This is a genomic window from Flavobacterium soyae, assembly GCF_045348165.1.
Classification (GTDB): domain Bacteria; phylum Bacteroidota; class Bacteroidia; order Flavobacteriales; family Flavobacteriaceae; genus Flavobacterium; species Flavobacterium soyae.
In genome coordinates, this window is record NZ_CP150845.1 from 1549663 (window position 1) to 1571784 (window position 22122).

Genomic DNA, 22122 nt, shown 5'->3' on the forward strand with positions numbered 1-22122 from the left:
AATAATATGGGAGAAACTCAAGTAAAAACTGCGCATCCAAAAGGACTTTGGGTATTGTTTGGAACGGAGATGTGGGAGAGATTCAATTTTTATGGAATGCGAGCTTTATTAACTTTATTTCTTGTGAATTCATTATTAATGAAGGAAGAAGAAGCGTCTTTAATTTATGGAGGTTTCCTTGGACTTTGTTATTTAACTCCAATGTTAGGAGGTTTTATTGCCGACCGTTTTTTAGGAAACAGAAATTGTATCCTGTTAGGCGGATTATTAATGGCAATTGGTCAAATGTTATTGTTTACCAGCGGAAGTGTTTTTGAATCTAATTTAGAAATGGCTAAAGCTATTATGTACTGTGGTTTAGGCGTAATTGTTTTTGGTAACGGATTTTTCAAACCAAATATTTCTAGTATGGTTGGAAGTTTGTATCCAAAACAGGAAAAAACTAAACTAGATACAGCTTTCACCATTTTCTATATGGGAATTAACATGGGAGCTTTCTTAGGGCAGTCTATTTGTCCTTTATTAGGAGATGTAAAAGATGCAGGAGGAGTTAGGGATATTCATGCTTTTAGATGGGGGTTCATGGCGGCTTCAGGAGCGATGCTTATTGGAACTGTTCTTTTCTATTTCTTGAAAAACAAATATGTGGTTTCTCCAGAAGGAAGACCATTGGGAGGTTTGCCTTCTAAAAATGTAGCAGAAGATTTTGAAGAAGGAGAAGCACAAAAAGCAAATTTCTCTTCTAAATCATTAGTAATTGCAGGAGCTGCATTTATCGCTTTAGGATTCTTTTTTCATTATGCAGTAGGTCAGAATTTAATTTACACTTTGATTTATTCCAGCGGTTTGGCATTAGCCGGATTAATTATTTCTGATACATCATTAACTAAAATTGAAAGAGACAGAATTATTGTAATTTATATCGTTTCGTTTTTTATCGTTTTCTTCTGGGCAGCGTTTGAACAAGCGGGTTCTTCATTGACTTTTATTGCTGATAATCAAACCGACAGACATTTCTTTGGCTGGCTGATGCCGCCATCGATGGTTCAGATTTTTAATGGACTTTTTGTTGTAGTAATGGCAGTTCCTTTTAGTGTTCTTTGGGATTTCTTAAGAGCAAGAGATAAAGAACCAATTTCGCCGGTAAAATTAGCTGCCGGATTAGTAATTATTTCAATAAGTTTCTTTATGATTGCTACTCAGGTATCATTCTTAGGAACTTCAGGATTATTACTTGTAAAATGGTTAATTTTATTATATTTCTTAAATACATGTGCTGAGTTGTGTTTATCTCCAATTGGTTTGTCTTTAGTTGGTAAATTGTCTCCAAAACGTTTTGCTTCGTTATTGTACGGAGTGTTTTTCTTATCAAACGCATCAGGTTATGCATTAGGAGGAACTTTAGGTTCTATTTTACCTGCAACCGGAGATAAATTTGCAAAAGCAAAAGAACTAGGTATTGATCTTCAGGCGGTTTTAGATAAAACAATTACGCCAACTGCTGAGCAGTTAGCATTATTAGATAAACATCAAATTAGTGCTCAAAACCCTATTTTTGCTGGATTTGAGATTCATAATTTATATGAGTTCTTTATGGTATTTGTTGTTCTTACAGGTATCGCGGCAATTGTATTATTTGCTTTGACTCCATTGTTGAAAAAAATGATGCACGGAGTAAGATAGTATGGAGCATAAAATCACTTTAGAGGAAATTCAAAATTTTAAAGGCAAGTACCCAAAACAATTGTGGTACTTGTTTTTGGTTGAAATGTGGGAACGTTTTTGTTTCTACGGAATGAGAGGGGTTTTAGCTTTTTTTATGGTAGATCAATTAGGTTTACTGGAAGGAAAAGCAAATTTACAATACGGAGCGATTCAGGCTTTTGTTTATGCGTTTACTTTTATTGGAGGTATTTTTGCCGATAAAATTTTAGGATTTAAAAAATCACTTTTTTTTGGAGGAATCGTAATGATTTTGGGGAATTTGCTGATTGCGGCTTCTCCGCATGATTTCTTTTATTACGGCATAACACTTTCTATTATTGGAACAGGTTTTTTTAAGCCGAATGTTTCGTCAATGGTAGGAGAGTTGTATCATGAAAATGACGGTCGTCGTGACGCAGGTTACGGGTTGTTTTACGCAGGAATTAATATTGGCGGAATGCTTGGCGGTGCAATTCCTATTTACTTAGGAAAGAACTATTCATGGAGCCTTTGTTTTCTTTCAGCGGCAATCGTTATGATTATTGGTGTCATAACTTTTCTTCTAACGAAAAAACATTTAGCGCCAATTGGAAATTCTCCGTTAGAAAATCATGCGCCTAAAAAACGTAATTTATATGAAATTGCAGTTTATGTGGGGTCTTTTGTCGTTGTTCCATTAGTATATATAATGGTTATCAACTCAGATTTTACAGAGTATTTTATGTACACTATGGGAATAGTTGCATTAGGATATTTTGCATATGAACTGATAATGTTAAAGGATGGAAAACAACAGCGAAAACTTTTGGCTGCATTTGTATTTATTTTTGGATATTTTATGTTTATGGCAATTTCAGAACAATCAGGAGGATCCTTGTCTTTGTTTGCAAAAGATAATTTGTCTAACAAAATGTTGTTTTTTTACATTGATCCAAATGTGGTAAATAATAGTATTAACTCATTGTATGTTGTTATTTTTAGTCCATTGGTAGGATTGTTATGGATATTTATGTACAAGCGAAAAATTGAGCCTAATACCGTTATTAAATTCGGATTGTCATTTATTTTGCTGGCTGCAGGATTCTTTATTTTTTACTGTGCAAGATTTTTTGTAAATGAAGATGGATTAAGTTCTTTGGATGTTTTTGCTTTAGGATATCTTGTATATACACTTGGAGAATTGTGTATCGGCCCGATCGGAATGTCGGTAATTACAAAATTATCGCCTAAACGTTTGTTTGGAATGATGATGGGATTATGGTTTCTTTCAAGTGCTTTCGGGCAATTTGCTGCCGGAAAATTAGGAGCCGAAATATCTGATGCAAATACAGGTACAACATTAATGTCTAAGCTTATTGCTTATACAGATGGATACTATCAATTAGCTGTATATTCGCTTATTGCGGGTATTGTATTGATTGTTTTGACTCCATTAATTAGAAGGTTAATGCAAGAAGTGAAATAAATAGATGTTTTTCAATTCATTTTTTGTTTAAATTTGCGAAAAATAATACGTTATGAAAAGAATATTATTAATAGCCTTTTTTATAGCTGGGGCATTTGCCAGCCAGGCTCAGGAACTAAAATGGTATACTGATGTTAAAGAAGCAATTACGATAAGTAATAAAGAACAAAAGCCAATGCTGATGTTTTTTACAGGAAGTGACTGGTGCGGATGGTGTATTCGTTTGCAGAACGAAGTTTTAAAAACTGCAGAATTTAAAAAATGGGCTGCTGATAATGTTGTTTTAGTCGAATTAGATTATCCAAGAAGCGTTCCGCAGACTCCGGAGCTTAAAAATCAAAATAATGAATTGCAGCAGGCTTTTGGGATACAGGGATTTCCAACTGTGTTTTTTACAAACGCACAAACAAAAGATGGGAAAGTTAATTTTACAGGCCTTGGTAAAACAGGGTATGTTGCCGGAGGTCCATCGGCTTGGTTAACAGTTGCAGAAGGAATTGTTCATCCTAAAAAATCGTAGAAAAATTTAATTTTTAAATCAAAAAGTTATATATAAAACTCCTTACAGTTATGTAAGGAGTTTTTTTGTTTAGTAAGAAAAGATTTTCATTTGTTAAGGCTAAATTATTATTTCAATATTTATTTATAAATAAAAAAACATATAATGTAATTTTTGGTATAATATAATTTGGATAATTAAAATATTGTGTTAATTTCGTCATGCTATACTAACCAAAACCGATATAATATGACTAAAAAATTACTTATCCTACTGTTTTTTTTAGGTTCATTTTTCATGCAGGCGCAAACTCTTGCATGGCGAACAAACATGACTGATGCAATTGCAATTAGTAATGAAGAAAGAAAACCCATGTTAATTTTGTTCACTGCCTCAGGTGTACCAGAAAATCTTCAAAATGAAGTATTTAAAACCCCGGACTTTGCAGTTTGGTCGCGTGATAATGTAATTCTTGTAAAATTAGATTTGTCAGACGCTACAGCTTCAGATGGAGATAAAGAACAGAACATTAAATTAAAAAATGCATTTGGAGTTGATGATCTGCCGCAAGTATGTTATGCAATGGCTTCGATAAGAAAAAACAAAACAACTTTTAGCGCCCTGGGAAAAATTGCATACAAACCAGGAGGTGCAAAAGCATGGATTGCAGAATCAAATAATATTCTGCATCCAAGTGAGTAATAAATTTAAATTAAGTTTCTTAGTTTAATTTGTAGAATCCCTTTTCAAGATAGTTGAAAAGGGATATTTTTTTTTAAACAAGTTAAAATGTAGATTATACATTTAATATTTTAAGGCCGCAAATTTTCCGTTTTTTTCAAATAAATAATCTTAAATAATTAAATTCATTTTAATGCATTTTTTTTATAACTATTTGTTTTAATGAAGATTGTTGGCAGTAGGTTTTGTATTAATTTAGTTTTATTAACAAGCCCAAAACCTATAATTATGACCCGAAAACTACTTATTCTACTATTTTTTTTAGTAACATTCTTAGCAAAATCCCAAAGTTTAGAATGGAAAACTGATATGGTTGATGCAATTACCTTAAGTAATGAGGAAAGAAAACCGCTTTTGATCTTATTTACTGCTGCAAATGCCCCGGAAAATCTACAAAATGAGGTGTTTAAAACATTAGATTTTGAAAAATGGTCGCGCAGGAATGTTATTTTAGTAAAACTTGACTTGTCTGATACAGGAATATCAAGTGAAGTCAGAGAACAAAACATTAAATTAAAAAATGCCTTTGGTGTAGCAGGTCTGCCAGAGGTTTGTTATGCGAAAGGTTCAATTGGAAATGGTAAAACTGCTTTTAGCTTATTAGGAAGGCTGCCGTATAGTTCAAATGGTGTGAAAGCTTTTATTACTGATTCTAATTTGATTTTAAATCCAGAATAAAGAAAGATTAGTTTAATCTATAAAATCCCTTTTCGGCAGTAGCATGAAAAGGGATATTTTTTTTCTCGCAGCTCAATTTCCACTTTTTTTGAATGGCATAAGTATTTGTGCCATCTGCAATAATAATTTTTGGACGTAGTTCGATTAAAATTCTATCCATGTTTATTTTAGGTGACTGAGTCAAAATCAAAATATCAGGCTGAATTTTATTTTCATAAACTCCGGTGCTGTCAATTATTGAGATTTTCTTTCCATTAAAAAACAAGACATTCCTGATTTGCTGCGATTTATTTAAAACACTAAAATTGCCAACTAAATAAGAATTAAAAGCATTGTTTTTTGAGCTTTTGTCCCCAGTTGTATCGTTTGTAAAAAGTGTGATATTGCTGCCGAATCTTTTTGAGATTAATGTACTTTTTTTGGTATTATAAACAATTAATTCTTTTTGATCTGCGGTTTCTTTTTTAGTGTAAATAAAAGAAAGCTGTAATAGAATTATTGATACAAATACAGCAATAAGTTTGCTGTAGCTAGGTTTCTTTGACCAAATTATCGCACTGATTATTACGAAGTAAAGCGTAACCAAATAATAAAAATTAAAACTGATATCCTGAATTACAAAAGATTCAAACGATGCTACATAATGAATCATTTGGTTTAAAATAAAAATACTTTTTTCAAAAAGGTACACTAATATTTCGGGTGGACTTTTAAAGACTGCAAAAATCATAACGATTATTCCGGCAATCATTATAAAAGATAAAACAGGAAGAATTATAATATTGGTAACAAAAAATAATCCGGGAAATTGGTGGAAATAATAAAGACACAAAGGTAAAGTACCAATTTGTGCAGCAAATGAAACCGTTAAGGCATCCCAGATATAAATTGAGATTTTGTTTTTTGGAGACCAGATTTTCTTCAGTATCGGCTGCAGCCAAACTATAAAAAACAACGCTAAATAACTTAACTGAAAACCAACATCAAATAAGAAATAAGGTTCAAAAAGCAAGATCAACAAAATAGAAACTAATAGTGTATGATATATGTTTCCGCTTCTGCGGAGATGATTTCCAATGGCAACAAAAGAAAACATGACAACCGAACGCAAAACTGATGGAGATAAACCAGATATAACCGCAAAACCTGCCAATGAAATTAAAATAGAAAACAATTTAATGGCAGAACCTTTTCGCGTATTGGGAACTGGTTTTAAAACAAACATGATAAAAAGCATTATAAAGCCAACGTGCAGCCCTGAAACCGAAAGAACATGCGTTGCTCCGGAATATTGATAATCCTTTATAATATCGGCTGAAATTTCCTGCTGCTGTCCCAAAATAAGAGCCAGCGCCACATTCATTTCATCTTTATTAAAATGAGCGCTTTCCAGATTTTTTAAAATAGTGGCATGGAGCCGGCCGGAGTAATACCAAATGTCTTTTTTGATAGTTTGACTAATTTTAATTTCTGATTTTTTGCAATAAACCTGTGCGTAAATCTGTTTGTCTGCTAAGTATTTAGCATAGTCAAATTGATTTGGGTTTTTACTCGAAGATGTTCTTTGTAAAGCAGTTTTTACTTTAATTATATTCCCAATTATCAATGGATTTTGAGTACTGTCTTTTTGAATATTGACAATGATTTTACCTGAATAAATCTTGTTGTTAATAGTATTTATAAGTCCGACATAACGATCGTTGTAATCGTTGCTTTTGAGTTTTTCCCGTAATGTAAAAGTCATAAATTGAGGTTTTTCAAAAGCTGTTTTGGAGTGTGTGTAATTAGTTTTATCAAAAGTATCAGTATGGATAAGCAAAACACTGATTCCTGTTGAAAACGAAATAAAAGCACTGCTTATTCCAAAAATTAGATTATTCTTTTTGTTTTTCTTCGAAAGGAAAAAACTAATGCAAAATAATACAGCACAAATTCCAAGAGAAATAAATGAGACTTGAATTGAAGGCAGACAATAATAAGAAACTAAAATGCCAAAAAGAAAACTAATTGTAATTTTAGCTAAAGGAAAATCTAATACTTTCATGGCTTAAAAGTATTAAAAATTTGTAAGAAAATAAATATATTTATTTATTCGATTACACGGTTTACTTGTTCGAATGAGTTTTTGTAATAAGTCTCTTTTGTAGAAGAAATGATAACGCCTTTTGAAGTAGAAGAATGTACAAATTTAATTTCATCTGAATTTACCTCGGTAATAAGGCCAACATGATTAATCTGCTTACTTTTATTCGTTTTAAAGAAAATCAAATCGCCTTTTTTGGCATCACTCAGCGGAATTACTTTTCCAATTTTTGCCTGTTCAAAAGAACTTCTTGGCAGTTTTATATTTTCAGATTCAAAAGTTGTATAAACTAATCCAGAGCAATCAAAACCGCTTTTACTAGTTCCGCCCGCTTTGTATTTAACACCGATATTATCTGTTGCAGTTTCAATTAAATTTTTTACAATAGATCTGTTTTCTTTTTTCGATTCACTTTTGCTCACAGCAGTCGAAGTCGATTTACAAGAAACCAATACGATTGATAAAAGAAAGAAAATGAGTATTTTTTTCAAAACAGAAAAGTTTAAGATTTTAAATCGGCAGCAATAAGTTTGGCTGTTTTTTTGCTTGCGCCAACGCCGCCTAGCTTTTGCTCTAAAATATCATAATTTTTCAGCAGTTTTTCGCGGTGAGAAGGTTCAAGTAATTTATTCAATTCTTCTTTGATTCTTTTGGTATTACATTCATTTTGAATCAATTCAGTTACAACTTCCTGATCCATAATTAAATTGACAAGCGAAATATATTTTAAAGTAATAATTCGTTTGGCAATTTGATAAGAGATTGCACTTCCTTTATAACAAACCACTTCGGGAACTTTAAAAAGAGCCGTTTCTAAAGTTGCTGTTCCGGATGTAACCAATGCCGCAGTCGAAGAACGCAATAAATCATAGGTTTTATTCGAAACAAATGCGATGTTTTTGTTTTTAATAAACTGCTGGTAAAACTCATAATCCTGACTTGGCGCACCCGCAATAACAAATTCATAATCCTGAAAATCATCAACAACGCTCAGCATAACACTCAGCATTTTGGTAATTTCCTGTTTACGGCTTCCCGGTAAAACAGCAATAATTGGTTTTTCTCCTAACTTGTTTTCTTCTCTAAAAGCGGTTTCATTAAAAACAGGCTGATTTTGAATAGCATCAATCAAAGGATGCCCAACAAAATCCACAGGAAAATGATGTTTGTCTTCATAAAAGCTTTTTTCAAAAGGCAAAATCACAAACATTCTGTCAACGTCTTGTTTAATAGCATTGATACGATTTTCCTTCCAGGCCCAAATTTGCGGAGAAATATAATAATGTGTTTTGTAGTTCAGTTCTTTAGCCCATTTTGCAATACGCATATTAAAACCCGGATAATCAATAAAAATTAAAACATCTGGTTTAAATTCAGAGATATCTTTTTTACAGAATTTGATATTGTTTAAAATAGTTTTTAAGTTAAAAACCACTTCAACAAATCCCATAAAAGCCAATTCGCGATAATGTTTTACCAATGTTCCGCCGGCTTTTTGCATTAAATCACCGCCCCAAAATCTAATATCGGCCTGAGGGTCTTCCTCGTATAAGGCTTTCATTAAATTAGAACCGTGTAAATCTCCGGAAGCTTCGCCAGCTATTATGTAATATTTCATATCAACGAATTTTTATTGCAGCACAAAGATAGGATTTAAATAATTATGGTCGAAATTGCTAAAACAATCACGGCAAAAATCACGCCTCTGGCTGTCATTTCTTTGTTTCTCTTTAAAAGAATTAAAAAAACAGGAAGATCTAAAACAGCCCCAATTGTAATAACTTTTCCTAAATATCCCATTTCTCTAATGGTTTGAATTCCGGCTGGAAGATCAAATTTTGTAAAAAATTTGATAAACAAATAACTTCCAAGAAGCGAAGTAAAAATTCCAACAATAAATCCGATTACGAGTTCTTTTTTATCCATTTAATTTCCAAGTGTTAAGTTGCTGCATTGTATGATGTGCCGTTAAGTCGAACTGAACAGGAACTACCGAAATATATCCGTTTTCAAGCGCCCATTCATCAGTATCTTCGCCATTGTCTTCATTGGTAAATTTGCCCGTTAACCAGTAATAATCTTTCCCAAAAGGAGTTTGTCTTTTGTCAAATTTCTGGGCATAATAAGCTTTCGCCTGACGACAGATTTTTATTCCTTTGATTTCTTTTTCGCTCAATTTTGGAAAATTAACATTTAAAACCACTCCGGCCGGAAGTTTATTTTTTAATGTTTCTAAAGCTATCTTTTTAACGAAAGATTTAATCGGTTCAAAATCGGCATTCCAGTCAAAATCCAAAAGAGAAAAGCCAATCGCCTGAATACCTTCAATTCCGGCCTCGACAGCGGCACTCATTGTTCCCGAATAAATCACATTTATAGAAGAGTTTGATCCGTGATTAATTCCCGAAACACACAAATCTGGTTTTCGTTTTAAAATTTCATTTACAGCTAGTTTTACGCAGTCTACAGGCGTTCCGGAACAGCTGTATTCCGTAATTATGTCGTCATCTTTAGAAATTTTATCAAGAAATAAAGTATTGTTTATTGTAATTGCGTGTCCCATTGCACTCTGAGGCTTGTCCGGAGCGACCACAACTACATCGCCAATAGTTTCCATAACGCTTATTAAAGCTCTGATTCCGGGAGCCAGAATTCCATCGTCATTCGTTACTAATATTAGAGGTTTTTCTTCTTTCATACTGCGTTTTTGATTTTTGATTTGTCAAAATAAAAGCTTGTTAGGGCAAATGTAGTAACAGATTTTGGTAGAATACTAACAAATAAATAAAAATTGTAAACTAAATTCCAGAAGACTTTTAAGCATCAAACATTTTTATATCTTTAACAAAAAATTATACTGATCTTGGCATGTTGGCATAGTTTTTACCGTAACTTAGATTAAAAAATTTGATGAATGCTATTATTAAGTTTATGAAAAGAAATTATAAAATACTTATAGCCGTATTATGCTTGTCTTTAACCCTGTTTGCTTTTAAAATAAATGCTGATAAGAATGATGATCCGGATCCAAATAAAGACAAGACACTTTTAGAATTACTGGCTTTTGTTATTGAAAAAGGACACTACAGCCCGGCTGAAATTAATGACGAATTTTCAAAAGGTATTTTTAAAGATTATATCGAGGCATTAGACCCTTCGAAGAGATTTTTCCTGCAGTCTGATATTGATGAATTTAAACAATATGAGTTAATGCTGGACGATCAGTTTTTGAATAAAGATTTAACATTCTTTAATTTGACTTATACGAGGTTAATGAAGAGAATGGAAGAAAGCAAAAAACGTTACAAAACGATTTTAGCACAGCCTTTTAACTATACTACAGATGAGACTTTTAATGCAGATTATGAGAAGCTTCCGTATGCAAAAAACTTAACTGAGATCAATGAAAGATGGAGAAAACAAATTAAATTGTCTACACTTTCATCGCTTGTAACAAAGCAAAAAATTGAAGAAGAGAAAAAGAAAAAAGATCCTGCTTATAAGGAAAAATCTTTTGATGCTTTAGAAAAAGAAACACGCGAAAGTTCATTAAAATCTTTAGATGATAATTTTAGTGTAATTAAAGATTTGAATAAAGATTACTGGTTTTCAGTGTATTTGAATTCAATTATGGCTCGTTTTGATCCGCATACAAGTTATTTTGCTCCAGAAGAAAAAGATCGTTTTGATGTAAATATCAGCGGAAAATTAGAAGGAATTGGTGCAAGATTAACGAAGAAAAATGATTTCACTCAAATTGATGAGTTAATTTCCGGCGGGCCGGCGTGGAAAGGAAAACAACTTGAAGCCGGAGATTTAATCTTGAAAGTGGCTCAGGGAAATGAAGAACCAGTTGATGTGGTTGGAATGCGTCTTGATGATGTTGTAAAAAAGATCAAAGGTCATAAAGGAACAGAAGTTAAGCTTACCGTTAAAAAAGTTGACGGAAGTATTAAAGTAATTTCAATTATCAGAGATGTTGTTGAAATTGAAGAAACGTATGCAAAATCTAGTATTGTTGAGAAAAACGGATTGAAATACGGCGTTATTTACCTGCCTAAATTTTACATTGACTTTGAAAACAAAGACGGTCGTGATGCCGGAAAAGATATTGCTCTTGAGGTAGAAAGACTGAAAAAAGAAAACATAAACGGTATCGTTCTTGACGTTCGTGATGATGGTGGAGGATCTCTTTCTACAGTTGTTGATATTGCAGGTTTATTTATTGAAGAAGGACCAATTGTTCAGGTAAAATCTGCAGGTAAAAAGAAAGAAGTTTTATACGATAAAGATAAAAAAATAGAGTGGGACGGACCATTAGTAATTATGGTTAACAGTTTCTCTGCTTCGGCTTCTGAGATTTTAGCTGCTGCAATTCAGGATTACAAACGTGGAGTTATTATCGGAAGTAAACAAACTTACGGTAAAGGAACAGTACAAAACGTACTTGATTTGAACCAATTTGTTCGTAATGCAAATTATGGAGATTTGGGAGCTTTGAAAATTACGGGTCAAAAATTCTATAGAATTAACGGTGGCTCAACCCAATTAGAAGGTGTTCATAGTGATGTGGTTATGCCAGATCGTTATGCTTATCTAAAAATGGGAGAACGTGATATTGACAATGCAATGCCATGGGATAAAATCGACCCGGCAGATTACAACATCTGGACTTCTAATGAAAACTTTACAAAAGCAATCGAAAAAAGTAAAAACAGAATTTTACAAAATCCTCAATTTAAATTAATTGAAGATAATGCAAAATGGATTGATATTAAGAATAAAGAAAACATATACAGCCTGAATATTAATAGTTTTAAACAAACTCAGGAACAAGTTGAAAATGAAGGAAAAAAATATAAACCAATCTCTGAATATAAAAACAGTTTAGTTTTTAGATCATTGCCTTATGAAGAGGTTGAAATGAATAACGATGTAACATTAAAAGAGAAAAGAGAAGCTTGGCACCAGGCATTATCTAAAGATGTTTATGTTGAAGAGGCTTTAAATGTTTTAGATGATTTACAATCTAAATCTTTAGTAAAAGCTGGCGTTTCTCCTAAAATGAAAAAAGATAAATTGGTAAAATCTTAAAGATTTTAAGCATTTAATTTGTTATTAAAAACGCTTCTTAAAGTAATATTTATGAAGCGTTTTTTTTAAGTTTAAAAATAAAAGTAATTTATGAAGAATATTTTAGTTTGCGGGCTGATTGGTTTAGTACTGCTTTCTTGTAAAAAGGAAAATAAAGCTGTTGCTGAAGCAGTAAAAGCAGAAAATTCATTTGTTTCAGACCAAAGCAGTACCGGTTCACTGTACCCGACTGCCTATCGGCCAACTTCGACCACAAATCAAATTGTAGAACATAAATATTATACACTTTCTTATAATGAAAAGTTTGAGCAGGCTGAATGGGTCGCTTATGAATTGAAGAAAGAATACTTAAAAAATGGAAATTACAAACGTCCGTATTTTATTGAAGATCCCAAAGTTTCTACTGGTTCTGCAGATTGGAGAAATTATAAAAAATCAGGTTATGATAAAGGGCATCTTTGTCCTGCCGGCGATATGGAATTTAGTGAAGATGCTTATAATGATACTTTCTATACCTCTAATATTTCGCCTCAAAGGCATGATTTTAACAGCGGAATCTGGAATAGAATTGAACAAAAAACACGTTATTGGGCTGGAAAATATAATGATATTTATGTAGTTACTGGCGGAATCATGAAAGAGTCAGATAAAAAAATAGGAACAGAAAAAGTTTCTGTTCCTAAATATTTTTATAAAATTGTTTTGGCTAAATCAGGAAAGGAACATAAAGCAATTGCTTTTTTGGTTCCGAATGAAGACAGCGACAAACCAATTTATGATTTCGTAGTTCCTATTGAAACTTTAGAAAAAATGACAGGAATCGACTTTTTTCCAAATCTGAAAAATCTAAAAAGCAGTAAAGACTTTTAAATCTGCAATTGTTTCAATTGGATTTTCGGCTTTAAAAACAAAGCTTCCGGCAACTAAAACATCGGCTCCGGCTTCTACTAATTGTTTTGCGTTTTTATTGGTTACACCGCCGTCAATTTCGATAAGAGTTGATGCGTTTTTGCGTGTAATTAAAGCTTTTAGTTTTTTTACTTTATCGTAAGTGTTTTCAATAAACGACTGCCCGCCAAAACCTGGATTGACACTCATAATACAAACCAGGTCAATATCGTTTATTACATCTTCTAATAAATCAATATTTGTGTGAGGATTAATCGCAACTCCGGCTTTCATTCCTTCGGCTTTAATAGCCTGAAGTGTTCTGTGTAAATGTGTACAGGCTTCGTAATGTACAGTTAAACCATTAACGCCTAAATCAGCGAAGGTTTTAATATAACGATCCGGGTCAATAATCATTAAATGTACATCGATATATTTTTTTGCATGCTTTGAAATAGCTTCTAAAACCGGCATTCCGAAAGAAATATTCGGAACAAAAACTCCATCCATAATATCGATATGAAACCAATCGGCCTGGCTGTTATTAATCATTTCGATATCGCGCTGTAAATTGGCAAAATCTGCCGCAAGAACTGAAGGAGCAATAAGTGTATTTTTCATTATGTAGTTGTGTGTTTTTATTTGCAAAGATAAATTTTTTATGCTGTACATTGTAATTTAACCGCAAAGGAGTGCGCTAAGATTTACGCAAAGTTCACAAAGTTTTATTTAGAAAATTAATTATAAGAATACGAAGTTCGCAAAGCTTTGAGTACTTAGTGATTTTATTATAAGATCAATATAAAAAATCTTTGTGAACTTTGCGGTAAAAAAACGTCCAATAAAATAAAAAACTCCGGTAATCAGCCGGAGTTTCAATCATCAATCAAAAAACGAACAGTCAATCAAACTGTTGTTTACTGTTTAGCCGAAAGTCAAATGTCTTAAAGTCAAAAGAGACTTTTGGACTTTATAACTTTCAGACTTTAAGACTAAATATTAGCCTAAATAAGTTTTAAGGATTTTACTTCTTGAAGTGTGTTTTAATCTACGGATTGCTTTTTCTTTAATCTGACGAACACGCTCACGGGTTAAGTCGAAAGTTTCTCCAATTTCTTCCAGAGTCATTGGGTGCTGATCGCCAAGGCCAAAATACAAACGAACAACATCTGCCTCTCTTGGAGTTAATGTTTCTAACGAACGTTCGATTTCAGTACGTAATGATTCGTGAATTAACTCTCTGTCCGGGTTTGGAGATTCTCCAGAACGTAAAACGTCGTAAAGGTTAGAATCTTCTCCTTCAACAAGAGGTGCATCCATTGATAAGTGACGACCAGAGTTTTTCATAGACTCTTTTACGTCATTTACTGTCATGTCAAGTTCTTTTGCAATTTCTTCAGCAGAAGGCGGACGCTCGTTAGACTGCTCTAATAACGCATACATTTTGTTGATTTTATTGATAGAACCAATTTTGTTTAATGGTAAACGTACAATACGTGATTGTTCTGCAAGGGCCTGAAGGATCGATTGACGAATCCACCATACAGCATAAGAAATGAATTTGAAACCACGAGTTTCATCAAAACGCTGCGCAGCTTTTATAAGACCTAAGTTTCCTTCATTAATTAAATCAGGAAGAGTTAATCCTTGATTTTGATATTGTTTAGCAACCGATACAACGAAACGTAGGTTGGCTTTTGTTAATTTTTCTAAAGCTCTTTGATCACCAGCCTTTATTCTTTGTGCTAATTCTACCTCTTCATCAGCGGTAATTAGGTCAACTTTTCCGATTTCTTGTAGATATTTATCTAACGATGCAGTTTCACGATTGGTTACCTGCTTGGTGATTTTAAGTTGTCTCATGTTATTTGTCTCCTCAATTTTTAAGTGTACAAGTGGTTATACGTATGAAGTTCCAAAAAAGTTACAAATTGTATCAAAAATAATTTGTTTTTTAAAAAAAATAAAAAACCTGTTAGCAAACAGACAGGTTTTGAGTGAGTTATGAATATTTCTAAGAAATATTTTTATTTCAATTAATTTGAAACTGTATTTTGAACTTCAATATTTTCTTTGATAGAAACCGGAATTCCGCTTTTAGTAAAACCTTCAAGTCTTATTTCAAAAGTACCGGAAAGATCAGAAGTATAGAATGAAGTTTCAGAATCTTGGTTTAACTGAACATCAGGATTCCAGAATAATTGATTTCTAAAATCAGGAATTCTTTGATTGTCAGCAGTATTTTCGTATTTTACTTTGTTGTATATTTTTTTTGGCTGCGGTCTTAAAATAATTGGTTTTGAGATTGAAGATCCTGTTTGAGTGCTTTTAAAATCTCTATCAAAAGTTGTAAAACTAATTAAACCATTAAATGACTTTGCCCCAACATAATATCTTCCAACGATAACTTCAATCTTATATACATTTTTCATGTTGTAGGTAATAAGATCGTTTTGGTTCTCTAAATATAATCCGTCAACAAGAACAAGTGCAGATTCTGGAAGCTGTGGAAATATACTTGGATCATTTACGTGTAGATAAAATTTTTCCTCTTTTTGTTTTGAATAAACTTCTACGACAACCTCAGTTATTGTTTCTTTTAGAGTTTTAAAGCGTGTATAATCATCTAAAACATATTCTTTTGCAATTGGATAATAAAAAGATTCAGATGTTGGAGCTTTTTCAATATTATCAACTTTTTTATGATAATAAGCATTTTCAACCTGACTTGAAATTGATCTTTCTAAAAGGCTCTCTTTAAAAGTGTAGGATAATTTAGAGTCTTTCTCGAATGATATTTGACTGTAATCTATCTCTGGCGCATTGTTTATTACAAGATCATAATTTTTTGCTTTTTCATCTATAATCTGAATAACGATATTAGACGTGTAAAATGTTTTGTTTATATTAAAAATAAAGTTTCCGTTACTATCAGTTTTTACAACTTCAAAAGCAAATGATTTTCCGGGAATAGATAATCCTACTGAAATATTTTCAATTTGATCACTACTATTTTTTGCAGATATTTTTCCCGAAATAATTTCGCCTCTAAGTTCTGGCAGGATTATTTTTTGATCTTGCTTTTGCAAGTCTAATACAATAGGATAAGAAGTATTTGAAGCAAATTTTACAGCAGAAATTTGATTTTGGGTTGGAATGTTGTCTAATTTTCGAACAGAAAGTGAATAAATTCCGTCTACGAAATTATTGTTTAAGGACTGAATTTTTAAGTCAACAAATTCGCGGTTTGTAAATGTTTTTTTATTCAGTTTAATTGAAACATTTTCGGTTGTTAAATTTTCATCAGACGTATTTGATCCGTTTGCTAAAATGTTTGCAGTAACAGTTTTTTCATCAACTTTATAAGGATTCACAATATTAATGTTTAACTGAAATAACTCAGAAAGCGGTTTGTTCAGCATCCAGTTTGTGTAGCCAATTAGTTTGTAGCTTCCTGTTTTTAAAGTTGTAGGAATGAAATAATCGCCCTGACCGCTTGCATTTTCTAAAGAAATTTTTGTTTTAAAAACTGATTTTTTACTATCATCAACCAATTCTACATAAGCAGTTTTGCTAATATTACTTGGCGTTTTATCAGAAGATTTTAAACAATAGATTTTGTACAGCAAAGTTTCACCAGAAACAAGTGTTGCTGCATTTGTATGAATGAAAACAGTTTCATCTACTGCGATTGTTTGTTGTGCGCTGCTTAATTGTGTATTAATTAATACAAACAATAAAAATATGTGTTTTAGTCTATCCAAAATGAAGGTTTTACGTTAGATGAAAATGATGTACAGTCTCCGCATACGACATCTACTAAAATGTAATTTATGCCGGCATTTGAGGAATATGTCATTAAATTTTGTTCAACATTATAAATCATAGATTCTCCGCTGCAATCTTCTCCGGCGAAACAAAACAGGAAAGGAATGTCTTCGCAGGTATTAAAATACGGAGCCGGTTTGCCCGGAAATAAATCATTATAATTAAAAAAGATTCTTTGTTCTGAAACTGATGTTACATCAAAAAAGCCAATAACTTTTGTGTCAGAATCGCTGATGCATTTTATATTTCCAGAAAGAACTCCAGGTTGTTTTGGAGATAAAATACTACCTGAACCAGCTATATCCCTCATTGTTTTATGAAAAGTATAAGCAGCTAAGTTTTCAACATATTGTTTGACTAAAATACTATATCGATGACCGATGATGTAATTATCTTCTTCAATAAATCGTATTGGTAAGTTTACACGATCCTCGCTCAGATCATTTGTATTTAATAAAATAATATCTGTTGAATTTTTTTCGGCGTAACAAGTTCTGGTATTTGATGAGTTAGGCACAAGCTGTACAGATTGAGGTCCGGTTACTTCTAATTTAGATAAGGACCATCTTGGTGCTATAATTTTATAGCTTTCCTCATATTCAAAACGATAATATTTTGAAGTTCTGGCAGGATCATAACTGTTAACATTGATTTGAACTCCGGTTTGATTGTCTTTGTTTGTTACAACCGTTGGAACTATGCTTTGAATTGGATTTACCGCAGGAAGTGTTTCCGGACTTGATTCGTATACTTTTCCGTCTTTGGTTTTAATTTCTAAAGTATATTGTCTGTTTGGTAAAATCTGAAATGCTGTTTGTGAAACATATACTCCCGAGTTTTCTTCAAATAGATATTGATTATTTTGATTGTCTTTAACCGTTACCTGAGCACCGCTTTCTGCCGGAATCGATTTATCTTCAAATCTGGCAGTTTTTGTTATCTTAATTTGTTGAATTTTAAGTTCATTTGTCAAATTGGCTTCAACAACTATTGCTTCTTCATAAGTATTTGTAAGCAAAGGATATGTTTCTGTACAACCATTTACAAAAAAACAGATCATTAGAATTAATACTATTTTATTGAGGGACATATTCATGATTTTATTCGTAACAATTTTTTCGTGCCCTAAAGCTGGAAAGTTTGTTTTTTTATTTTTGAAATTTATATTTTTTAATCTACCCAAAACGTTGGTTTTACATTTGATGCAATTGTGGTACAATCTCCGCATGGTGTATTTACCCAATAATAGAATCTCCCATTTAAATAATAGCTGATTTTATCCATCATTAAGTCGTCATAAAAACCGCCGGAATGTGTACATGGATCAGGACTGAAAGGATAGTCAGCATAGCAAAATTCCTGACAATCCGTATAAAAAGGAGGGGGAGCTTCACCAAGAAATAAATCTGCATAATTAAAATAAATTCTTTCAATTGATACAGATGCTACATCAAAATATCCAATAATTTTATCGTTTGTATTTTTTATAGATTTTAAATTACCCAACACAATTCCGGGTTGTGTTGGAGATAAAATACTTGTACTTCCAGATGTTTTTTTTAGGGTGCTGTAATAATTAAATGCTGCTAAACTTTCGACATATTGTTTTACCAATATACTGTATCTGGTTGTGATTATATAATCCTGATCGCTTATAAACCGAACCAGATAATCAACACGATCTTCTTTTAAATCAGTGGTACTTAATAAAAGCAGGTTTGTGTTTTTTTTATTTCCATAACAAATTCTTGTATTAGGATCATTTTCAATAAAAGTCAGCGCTCCATTTGCATTGATAACTGCTTTAGTACGAACCCACTTTGGGGCTATAACTTTGTATGTCTCTTCATATTCATATCTGTAATAATGCGATTTATTGCCGGAATCAAAGCTGTTTACTCTAATGCCGACTCCTCTTTTATCGTCTTTATCTTTTTCTATAGCTGCTTTAACGCTTTGCATTGGGGTCACGGTCGAAAGTATTTCCGGAGATGACTCAAAAGATCTGCCGTCTTTCGTGTTAATATGTAATTGATACTGCGTTCCGGGTACGGCCTGAAACGCTGCGGTCGATACATATTTATCAGACTGATCTTCAAAATCATATCTGTTTCCTGAATTGTCGGTTATGTAAACTTCAGCTCCGCTTTCGGGAAGATACTTTTCATCTTCAAATCTTGCAGATTTAGTAAGTTTTATTTCCTGAATTTTAAGCTCATTTGTTATTGTAGTTTCTACAACTAATGCTTCCTCATAGGTATTCGTTAATAACGGATAAGCTTCTGTACAGCTATTCAAAATAAAAGCTGAAAAGAGAAAAAGAATACTATATAGTTTATAATTTTTCATTTATTAAAATTTAAAATTATAAGTAATACTTGGAACAGGAATTGAGAAAATAGATGTTTTATATCCTTTTACTTTTCCATTTTGATCAGTTACAAAATAAATTGAATATGGATTATTTCTTCCTAAAACATTATAGATTGAAATGTTCCAGAAACTATGTGCTAACTTTTTAATTTTATGATTTCCTTCGATGTTAAGACCAATGTCTAAACGAATATAATCCGGAATTCTATAAGCATTTCTGTCGCTGTATAATGTATATTCTGAATTTCCATATTGAAACGTTCCAATTGGATACGTAATTGGTCTTCCTGTTTGGTATAAGAAGTTTGAAGATAAACTATAACGTTTTGTAAATTTATAATTTAAAATTGCACTTAAATCGTGAGGTTTGTCAAAATTTGCCGGGAAAAAGTTACCATTGTTTACAATTTCAGAACTAAACTGACTATCAAGTTTTATTAAAGTACGAGAATAAGTATAACCAATCCATCCGTTTAACCTTCCTGTTGTTTTCTTTAATAATAACTCAACTCCATACGCTTTTCCTTCACCTTGCAGTAATTCTGTTTCGACATTTTGATTTAACAGAAGCTGTGCCCCAACTTTATAATCAAGAATATTTTTAGATTTTTTGTAATATCCTTCTAAGCTAACTTCATATTCTTCATCTTTTAATGTTTTAAAAAGACCTAAAGAAACTTGCTGTGCAGTTTGTGGTTTTACGTTAGAATCAGATAATTTCCAGGTGTCTGTTGGAGATTGTGTTACATTGCTTGATAAAAGATGAATATATTGACGTGTTACATCATAACCCGCTTTTATAGAAAAATCTTCTGTAATAAAATAACGAGCAGCCAAACGAGGTTCAAGTCCGCCATATGTTTTTATTACTTCGTTTTTTCCGTAATGTGTTGTTCCGGTTACGGTTTCGTCGCTTAAAGGCAGACCGGCCTGATAAGAATTTACATCTGCTTCTCCTAAAGAGGCATAATAGGAATATCTTAATCCTAAATCAATTAATAGTTTATCACTAAATTTATAACTATCGGCTAAATAAATGGCTGATTCGAGTGCTCTTTCTTTTTCAATATCCGTTGAAATTAAAGTTGCTTCAGGTTTTTTTGGATGCTGATAACCTGGCGAAATGTTATATAATTTACTTGCAATACCATAAGACAAAGTATGTTTTGGATTAAGCTGATAATTCAGTTTTAACTGCAATTGAGATTCGTTTACTTTATATCCAAAGTCAAATGAATTGATGTCGTTTGAATCATAATCGATGTTAAACTTGTATTCACTGTTTGTAAAAATTAAAGCTGCTTTGCTTTTTTTGCTAAAAGTATGATCCCATTTTAAAGAAGCAAGTCTGTTGCTGTATTTATAAATTGAATCTGAACTTAAACTAAAGCGATCGTGGCTGTAATAAGCAGTTGCTTCAAGATTATTGCTGGCATTGATTTGATTGTTATATTTAAGAATTCCGTCATAAAATCCTGCCTGACTGTTTTTAAGATTTTCATCGTCAAGAGATTTTAAAATCCAGTCCGAATACGTTGCACGACCTCCAAAAATAATACTTGATTTATTTTTCTGGATTGGTGTACTAAGCGTTAAATTTGATGTTATAGGTCCAATTGCTCCTTCTCCTGAGAATTTTTCCGGATTTCCGTTTTTGGTTGTAATGTCAAATACAGAGGATAACCTTCCTCCAAAATCTGCCGGAATACTTCCTTTATAAATATCTGCTTTTTTTGCTGTATAAGGGTTTATAGCCGAGAAAAACCCTAAAAAGTGCTGCGGATTGTATAAAACAGCATTGTCTAAAAGAATAAGGTTTTGATCGTCTTTTCCGCCTCTTACGTTAAATCCTGCAGATCCTTCTCCGGTAGTTTTAATACCAGGAAATGTTGTAGCAACTTTTAAAATATCTCTTTCTCCAAGAATTAAAGGAACATTTTTAATTCCTTCAATATCAATAGAAACTAACCCTGAAACTGTAGTTTCAGTTGTTTTTTGTCCTTTCTTTTTAATTACAACTTCATCTAATTGATTTGATCTCTCATTGATACCAATATCAAATTTACCATCATCATAAACCATTAAAGTTCTCACAACTTCTTTATGGCTTAATGATTTTACTTCAATAACATTTATTCCTCGCGGAAGCTGTAAAGTATAATTTCCATCAAGATCACTAGATGTATTGATGCTTTTTCCTCGTACTTTAATATAAATGTTTTGTTCTGCTTTTCCTGTTTCTTCATTTCTTACAGTACCAGAAACAGTATAATTTTTCTTAACAGAATCTTTGTTTTCTTTTCCGATAAATATGATCGAAGCTTTTTTTGTTACGCTATAGCTGTTTAAAGAATCATACTGCTGATAAAAAACCGGATTGTCTGAGTGATCATTTCCATTATTTTGATTCGTCGTTTCGACAGGAGCATCGGTAAAATAATTCGATGGTAAAGTATCATGAATTGTACTGTTAAGCGTTAAAATCACTTTGTTCTTCAGTACAATATAATTCAAATCAGTTTTGCTTAAAATTGAATTTAGGACATCATCAATTTTTGCATCAGTATAAACTCCGGAAATCAATTCTTTGTTTGAATTAACCCAGGTTGGATCAAAGTAAAATTTGTACGATGTCGCTGTCTCAATACGTTTTATTGCATTTTCTAAAGTTTCATCTTTAAATGTAATTGATAATTTCTCACTCGAGTTCTGCGCTATAGACAATTGAAATGAGAATAAAATAACAAAGGCGAGTAAAATTTTTTTCAT

General features: G+C 32.2%; 18 protein-coding genes. 7 read left to right on the top strand and 11 right to left on the bottom strand.

Annotated elements, in window-relative coordinates; all coding sequences use genetic code 11:
- The first annotated feature begins 6 nt into the window (after positions 1-6).
- The 5 genes from AABD74_RS06875 (at position 7) to AABD74_RS06895 (ending at position 5087) form a co-directional block, all read left to right on the top strand.
- Positions 7-1683 carry a peptide MFS transporter gene (locus AABD74_RS06875; protein WP_232676989.1) on the top strand — a complete coding sequence of 559 codons (1677 nt, stop codon included), beginning with the start codon at positions 7-9 and terminating at the stop codon, positions 1681-1683.
- A 1-nt stretch (position 1684) separates the two neighbouring features.
- On the top strand, positions 1685-3169 hold the full coding sequence (locus tag AABD74_RS06880; protein WP_406845066.1) for a peptide MFS transporter: 1485 nt from the start codon (positions 1685-1687) through the stop codon (positions 3167-3169).
- Between the two features lie 52 nt (positions 3170-3221).
- Entirely contained in the window at positions 3222-3689 is a 468-nt protein-coding gene (locus tag AABD74_RS06885) for a thioredoxin family protein (protein ID WP_232676965.1), read from the top strand.
- A gap of 228 nt (positions 3690-3917) precedes the next feature.
- The gene (locus AABD74_RS06890) at positions 3918-4370 is read left to right on the top strand and encodes a thioredoxin family protein (RefSeq protein WP_232676951.1); all 453 of its coding nucleotides are present in this window, start codon (positions 3918-3920) and stop codon (positions 4368-4370) included.
- A 267-nt stretch (positions 4371-4637) separates the two neighbouring features.
- Positions 4638-5087 (top strand): thioredoxin family protein, encoded by a 450-nt coding sequence (locus AABD74_RS06895; protein WP_232676949.1) that lies wholly within the window; start codon positions 4638-4640, stop codon positions 5085-5087.
- Positions 5088-5094: 7 nt separating this feature from the next.
- On the opposite strand, the gene AABD74_RS06900 is transcribed toward AABD74_RS06895, so the two are convergent.
- From AABD74_RS06900 to surE, 5 genes are read right to left on the bottom strand one after another with little or no spacing between them, the layout of a single operon-like run.
- A complete protein-coding gene (locus AABD74_RS06900) occupies positions 5095-7131 on the bottom strand; it encodes a ComEC/Rec2 family competence protein (protein ID WP_406845067.1) in 2037 nt (678 codons plus the stop codon).
- Between the two features lie 44 nt (positions 7132-7175).
- On the bottom strand, positions 7176-7661 hold the full coding sequence (locus tag AABD74_RS06905) for a C40 family peptidase (protein WP_406845068.1): 486 nt from the start codon (positions 7659-7661) through the stop codon (positions 7176-7178).
- An 11-nt stretch (positions 7662-7672) separates the two neighbouring features.
- Positions 7673-8788, bottom strand: coding sequence for a lipid-A-disaccharide synthase (gene lpxB / locus AABD74_RS06910; protein WP_232676899.1), 1116 nt, complete (start codon positions 8786-8788; stop codon positions 7673-7675).
- 35 nt (positions 8789-8823) lie between these two features.
- Positions 8824-9096 carry a hypothetical protein gene (locus AABD74_RS06915; RefSeq protein WP_406845069.1) on the bottom strand — a complete coding sequence of 91 codons (273 nt, stop codon included), beginning with the start codon at positions 9094-9096 and terminating at the stop codon, positions 8824-8826.
- Positions 9089-9868 (bottom strand): 5'/3'-nucleotidase SurE, encoded by a 780-nt coding sequence (gene surE, locus AABD74_RS06920; protein ID WP_232676887.1) that lies wholly within the window; start codon positions 9866-9868, stop codon positions 9089-9091. Before surE ends, AABD74_RS06915 begins: the two co-directional genes overlap by 8 nt.
- Before the next feature lie 212 nt (positions 9869-10080).
- On the opposite strand from surE, the gene AABD74_RS06925 reads away from it, so the two are divergent.
- A complete protein-coding gene (locus tag AABD74_RS06925) occupies positions 10081-12264 on the top strand; it encodes a carboxy terminal-processing peptidase (RefSeq protein WP_406845070.1) in 2184 nt (727 codons plus the stop codon).
- A gap of 90 nt (positions 12265-12354) precedes the next feature.
- Entirely contained in the window at positions 12355-13134 is a 780-nt protein-coding gene (locus tag AABD74_RS06930; protein ID WP_406845071.1) for a DNA/RNA non-specific endonuclease, read from the top strand.
- On the opposite strand, the gene rpe is transcribed toward AABD74_RS06930, so the two are convergent.
- From rpe to AABD74_RS06960, 6 genes are all read right to left on the bottom strand, one after another.
- On the bottom strand, positions 13111-13773 hold the full coding sequence (rpe, locus tag AABD74_RS06935) for a ribulose-phosphate 3-epimerase (RefSeq protein WP_406845072.1): 663 nt from the start codon (positions 13771-13773) through the stop codon (positions 13111-13113). The two genes, AABD74_RS06930 and rpe, sit on opposite strands and share 24 nt — an antisense overlap.
- 378 nt (positions 13774-14151) lie before the next feature.
- Positions 14152-15015, bottom strand: coding sequence for an RNA polymerase sigma factor RpoD/SigA (locus tag AABD74_RS06940; RefSeq protein ID WP_007804760.1), 864 nt, complete (start codon positions 15013-15015; stop codon positions 14152-14154).
- 173 nt (positions 15016-15188) lie between these two features.
- Positions 15189-16889, bottom strand: coding sequence for a hypothetical protein (locus tag AABD74_RS06945; RefSeq protein WP_406845073.1), 1701 nt, complete (start codon positions 16887-16889; stop codon positions 15189-15191).
- Between the two features lie 14 nt (positions 16890-16903).
- Positions 16904-18040, bottom strand: coding sequence for a DUF4249 domain-containing protein (locus AABD74_RS06950; protein WP_406845074.1), 1137 nt, complete (start codon positions 18038-18040; stop codon positions 16904-16906).
- A 110-nt stretch (positions 18041-18150) separates the two neighbouring features.
- A complete protein-coding gene (locus AABD74_RS06955; protein WP_406845075.1) occupies positions 18151-19329 on the bottom strand; it encodes a DUF4249 domain-containing protein in 1179 nt (392 codons plus the stop codon).
- Between the two features lie 3 nt (positions 19330-19332).
- The gene (locus AABD74_RS06960; RefSeq protein WP_406845076.1) at positions 19333-22122 is read right to left on the bottom strand and encodes a TonB-dependent receptor domain-containing protein; all 2790 of its coding nucleotides are present in this window, start codon (positions 22120-22122) and stop codon (positions 19333-19335) included.

Coding starts and splice junctions, on each gene's coding strand:
- AABD74_RS06875 (WP_232676989.1), top strand. CDS start 7: ATGGGAGAAACTCAAGTAAAAACTGCGCATCCAAAAGGACTTTGGGTA.
- AABD74_RS06880 (WP_406845066.1), top strand. CDS start 1,685: ATGGAGCATAAAATCACTTTAGAGGAAATTCAAAATTTTAAAGGCAAG.
- AABD74_RS06885 (WP_232676965.1), top strand. CDS start 3,222: ATGAAAAGAATATTATTAATAGCCTTTTTTATAGCTGGGGCATTTGCC.
- AABD74_RS06890 (WP_232676951.1), top strand. CDS start 3,918: ATGACTAAAAAATTACTTATCCTACTGTTTTTTTTAGGTTCATTTTTC.
- AABD74_RS06895 (WP_232676949.1), top strand. CDS start 4,638: ATGACCCGAAAACTACTTATTCTACTATTTTTTTTAGTAACATTCTTA.
- AABD74_RS06900 (WP_406845067.1), bottom strand. CDS start 7,131: ATGAAAGTATTAGATTTTCCTTTAGCTAAAATTACAATTAGTTTTCTT.
- lpxB (WP_232676899.1), bottom strand. CDS start 8,788: ATGAAATATTACATAATAGCTGGCGAAGCTTCCGGAGATTTACACGGT.
- AABD74_RS06915 (WP_406845069.1), bottom strand. CDS start 9,096: ATGGATAAAAAAGAACTCGTAATCGGATTTATTGTTGGAATTTTTACT.
- surE (WP_232676887.1), bottom strand. CDS start 9,868: ATGAAAGAAGAAAAACCTCTAATATTAGTAACGAATGACGATGGAATT.
- AABD74_RS06925 (WP_406845070.1), top strand. CDS start 10,081: ATGAATGCTATTATTAAGTTTATGAAAAGAAATTATAAAATACTTATA.
- AABD74_RS06930 (WP_406845071.1), top strand. CDS start 12,355: ATGAAGAATATTTTAGTTTGCGGGCTGATTGGTTTAGTACTGCTTTCT.
- rpe (WP_406845072.1), bottom strand. CDS start 13,773: ATGAAAAATACACTTATTGCTCCTTCAGTTCTTGCGGCAGATTTTGCC.
- AABD74_RS06940 (WP_007804760.1), bottom strand. CDS start 15,015: ATGAGACAACTTAAAATCACCAAGCAGGTAACCAATCGTGAAACTGCA.
- AABD74_RS06950 (WP_406845074.1), bottom strand. CDS start 18,040: ATGATCTGTTTTTTTGTAAATGGTTGTACAGAAACATATCCTTTGCTT.
- AABD74_RS06955 (WP_406845075.1), bottom strand. CDS start 19,329: ATGAAAAATTATAAACTATATAGTATTCTTTTTCTCTTTTCAGCTTTT.
- AABD74_RS06960 (WP_406845076.1), bottom strand. CDS start 22,122: ATGAAAAAAATTTTACTCGCCTTTGTTATTTTATTCTCATTTCAATTG.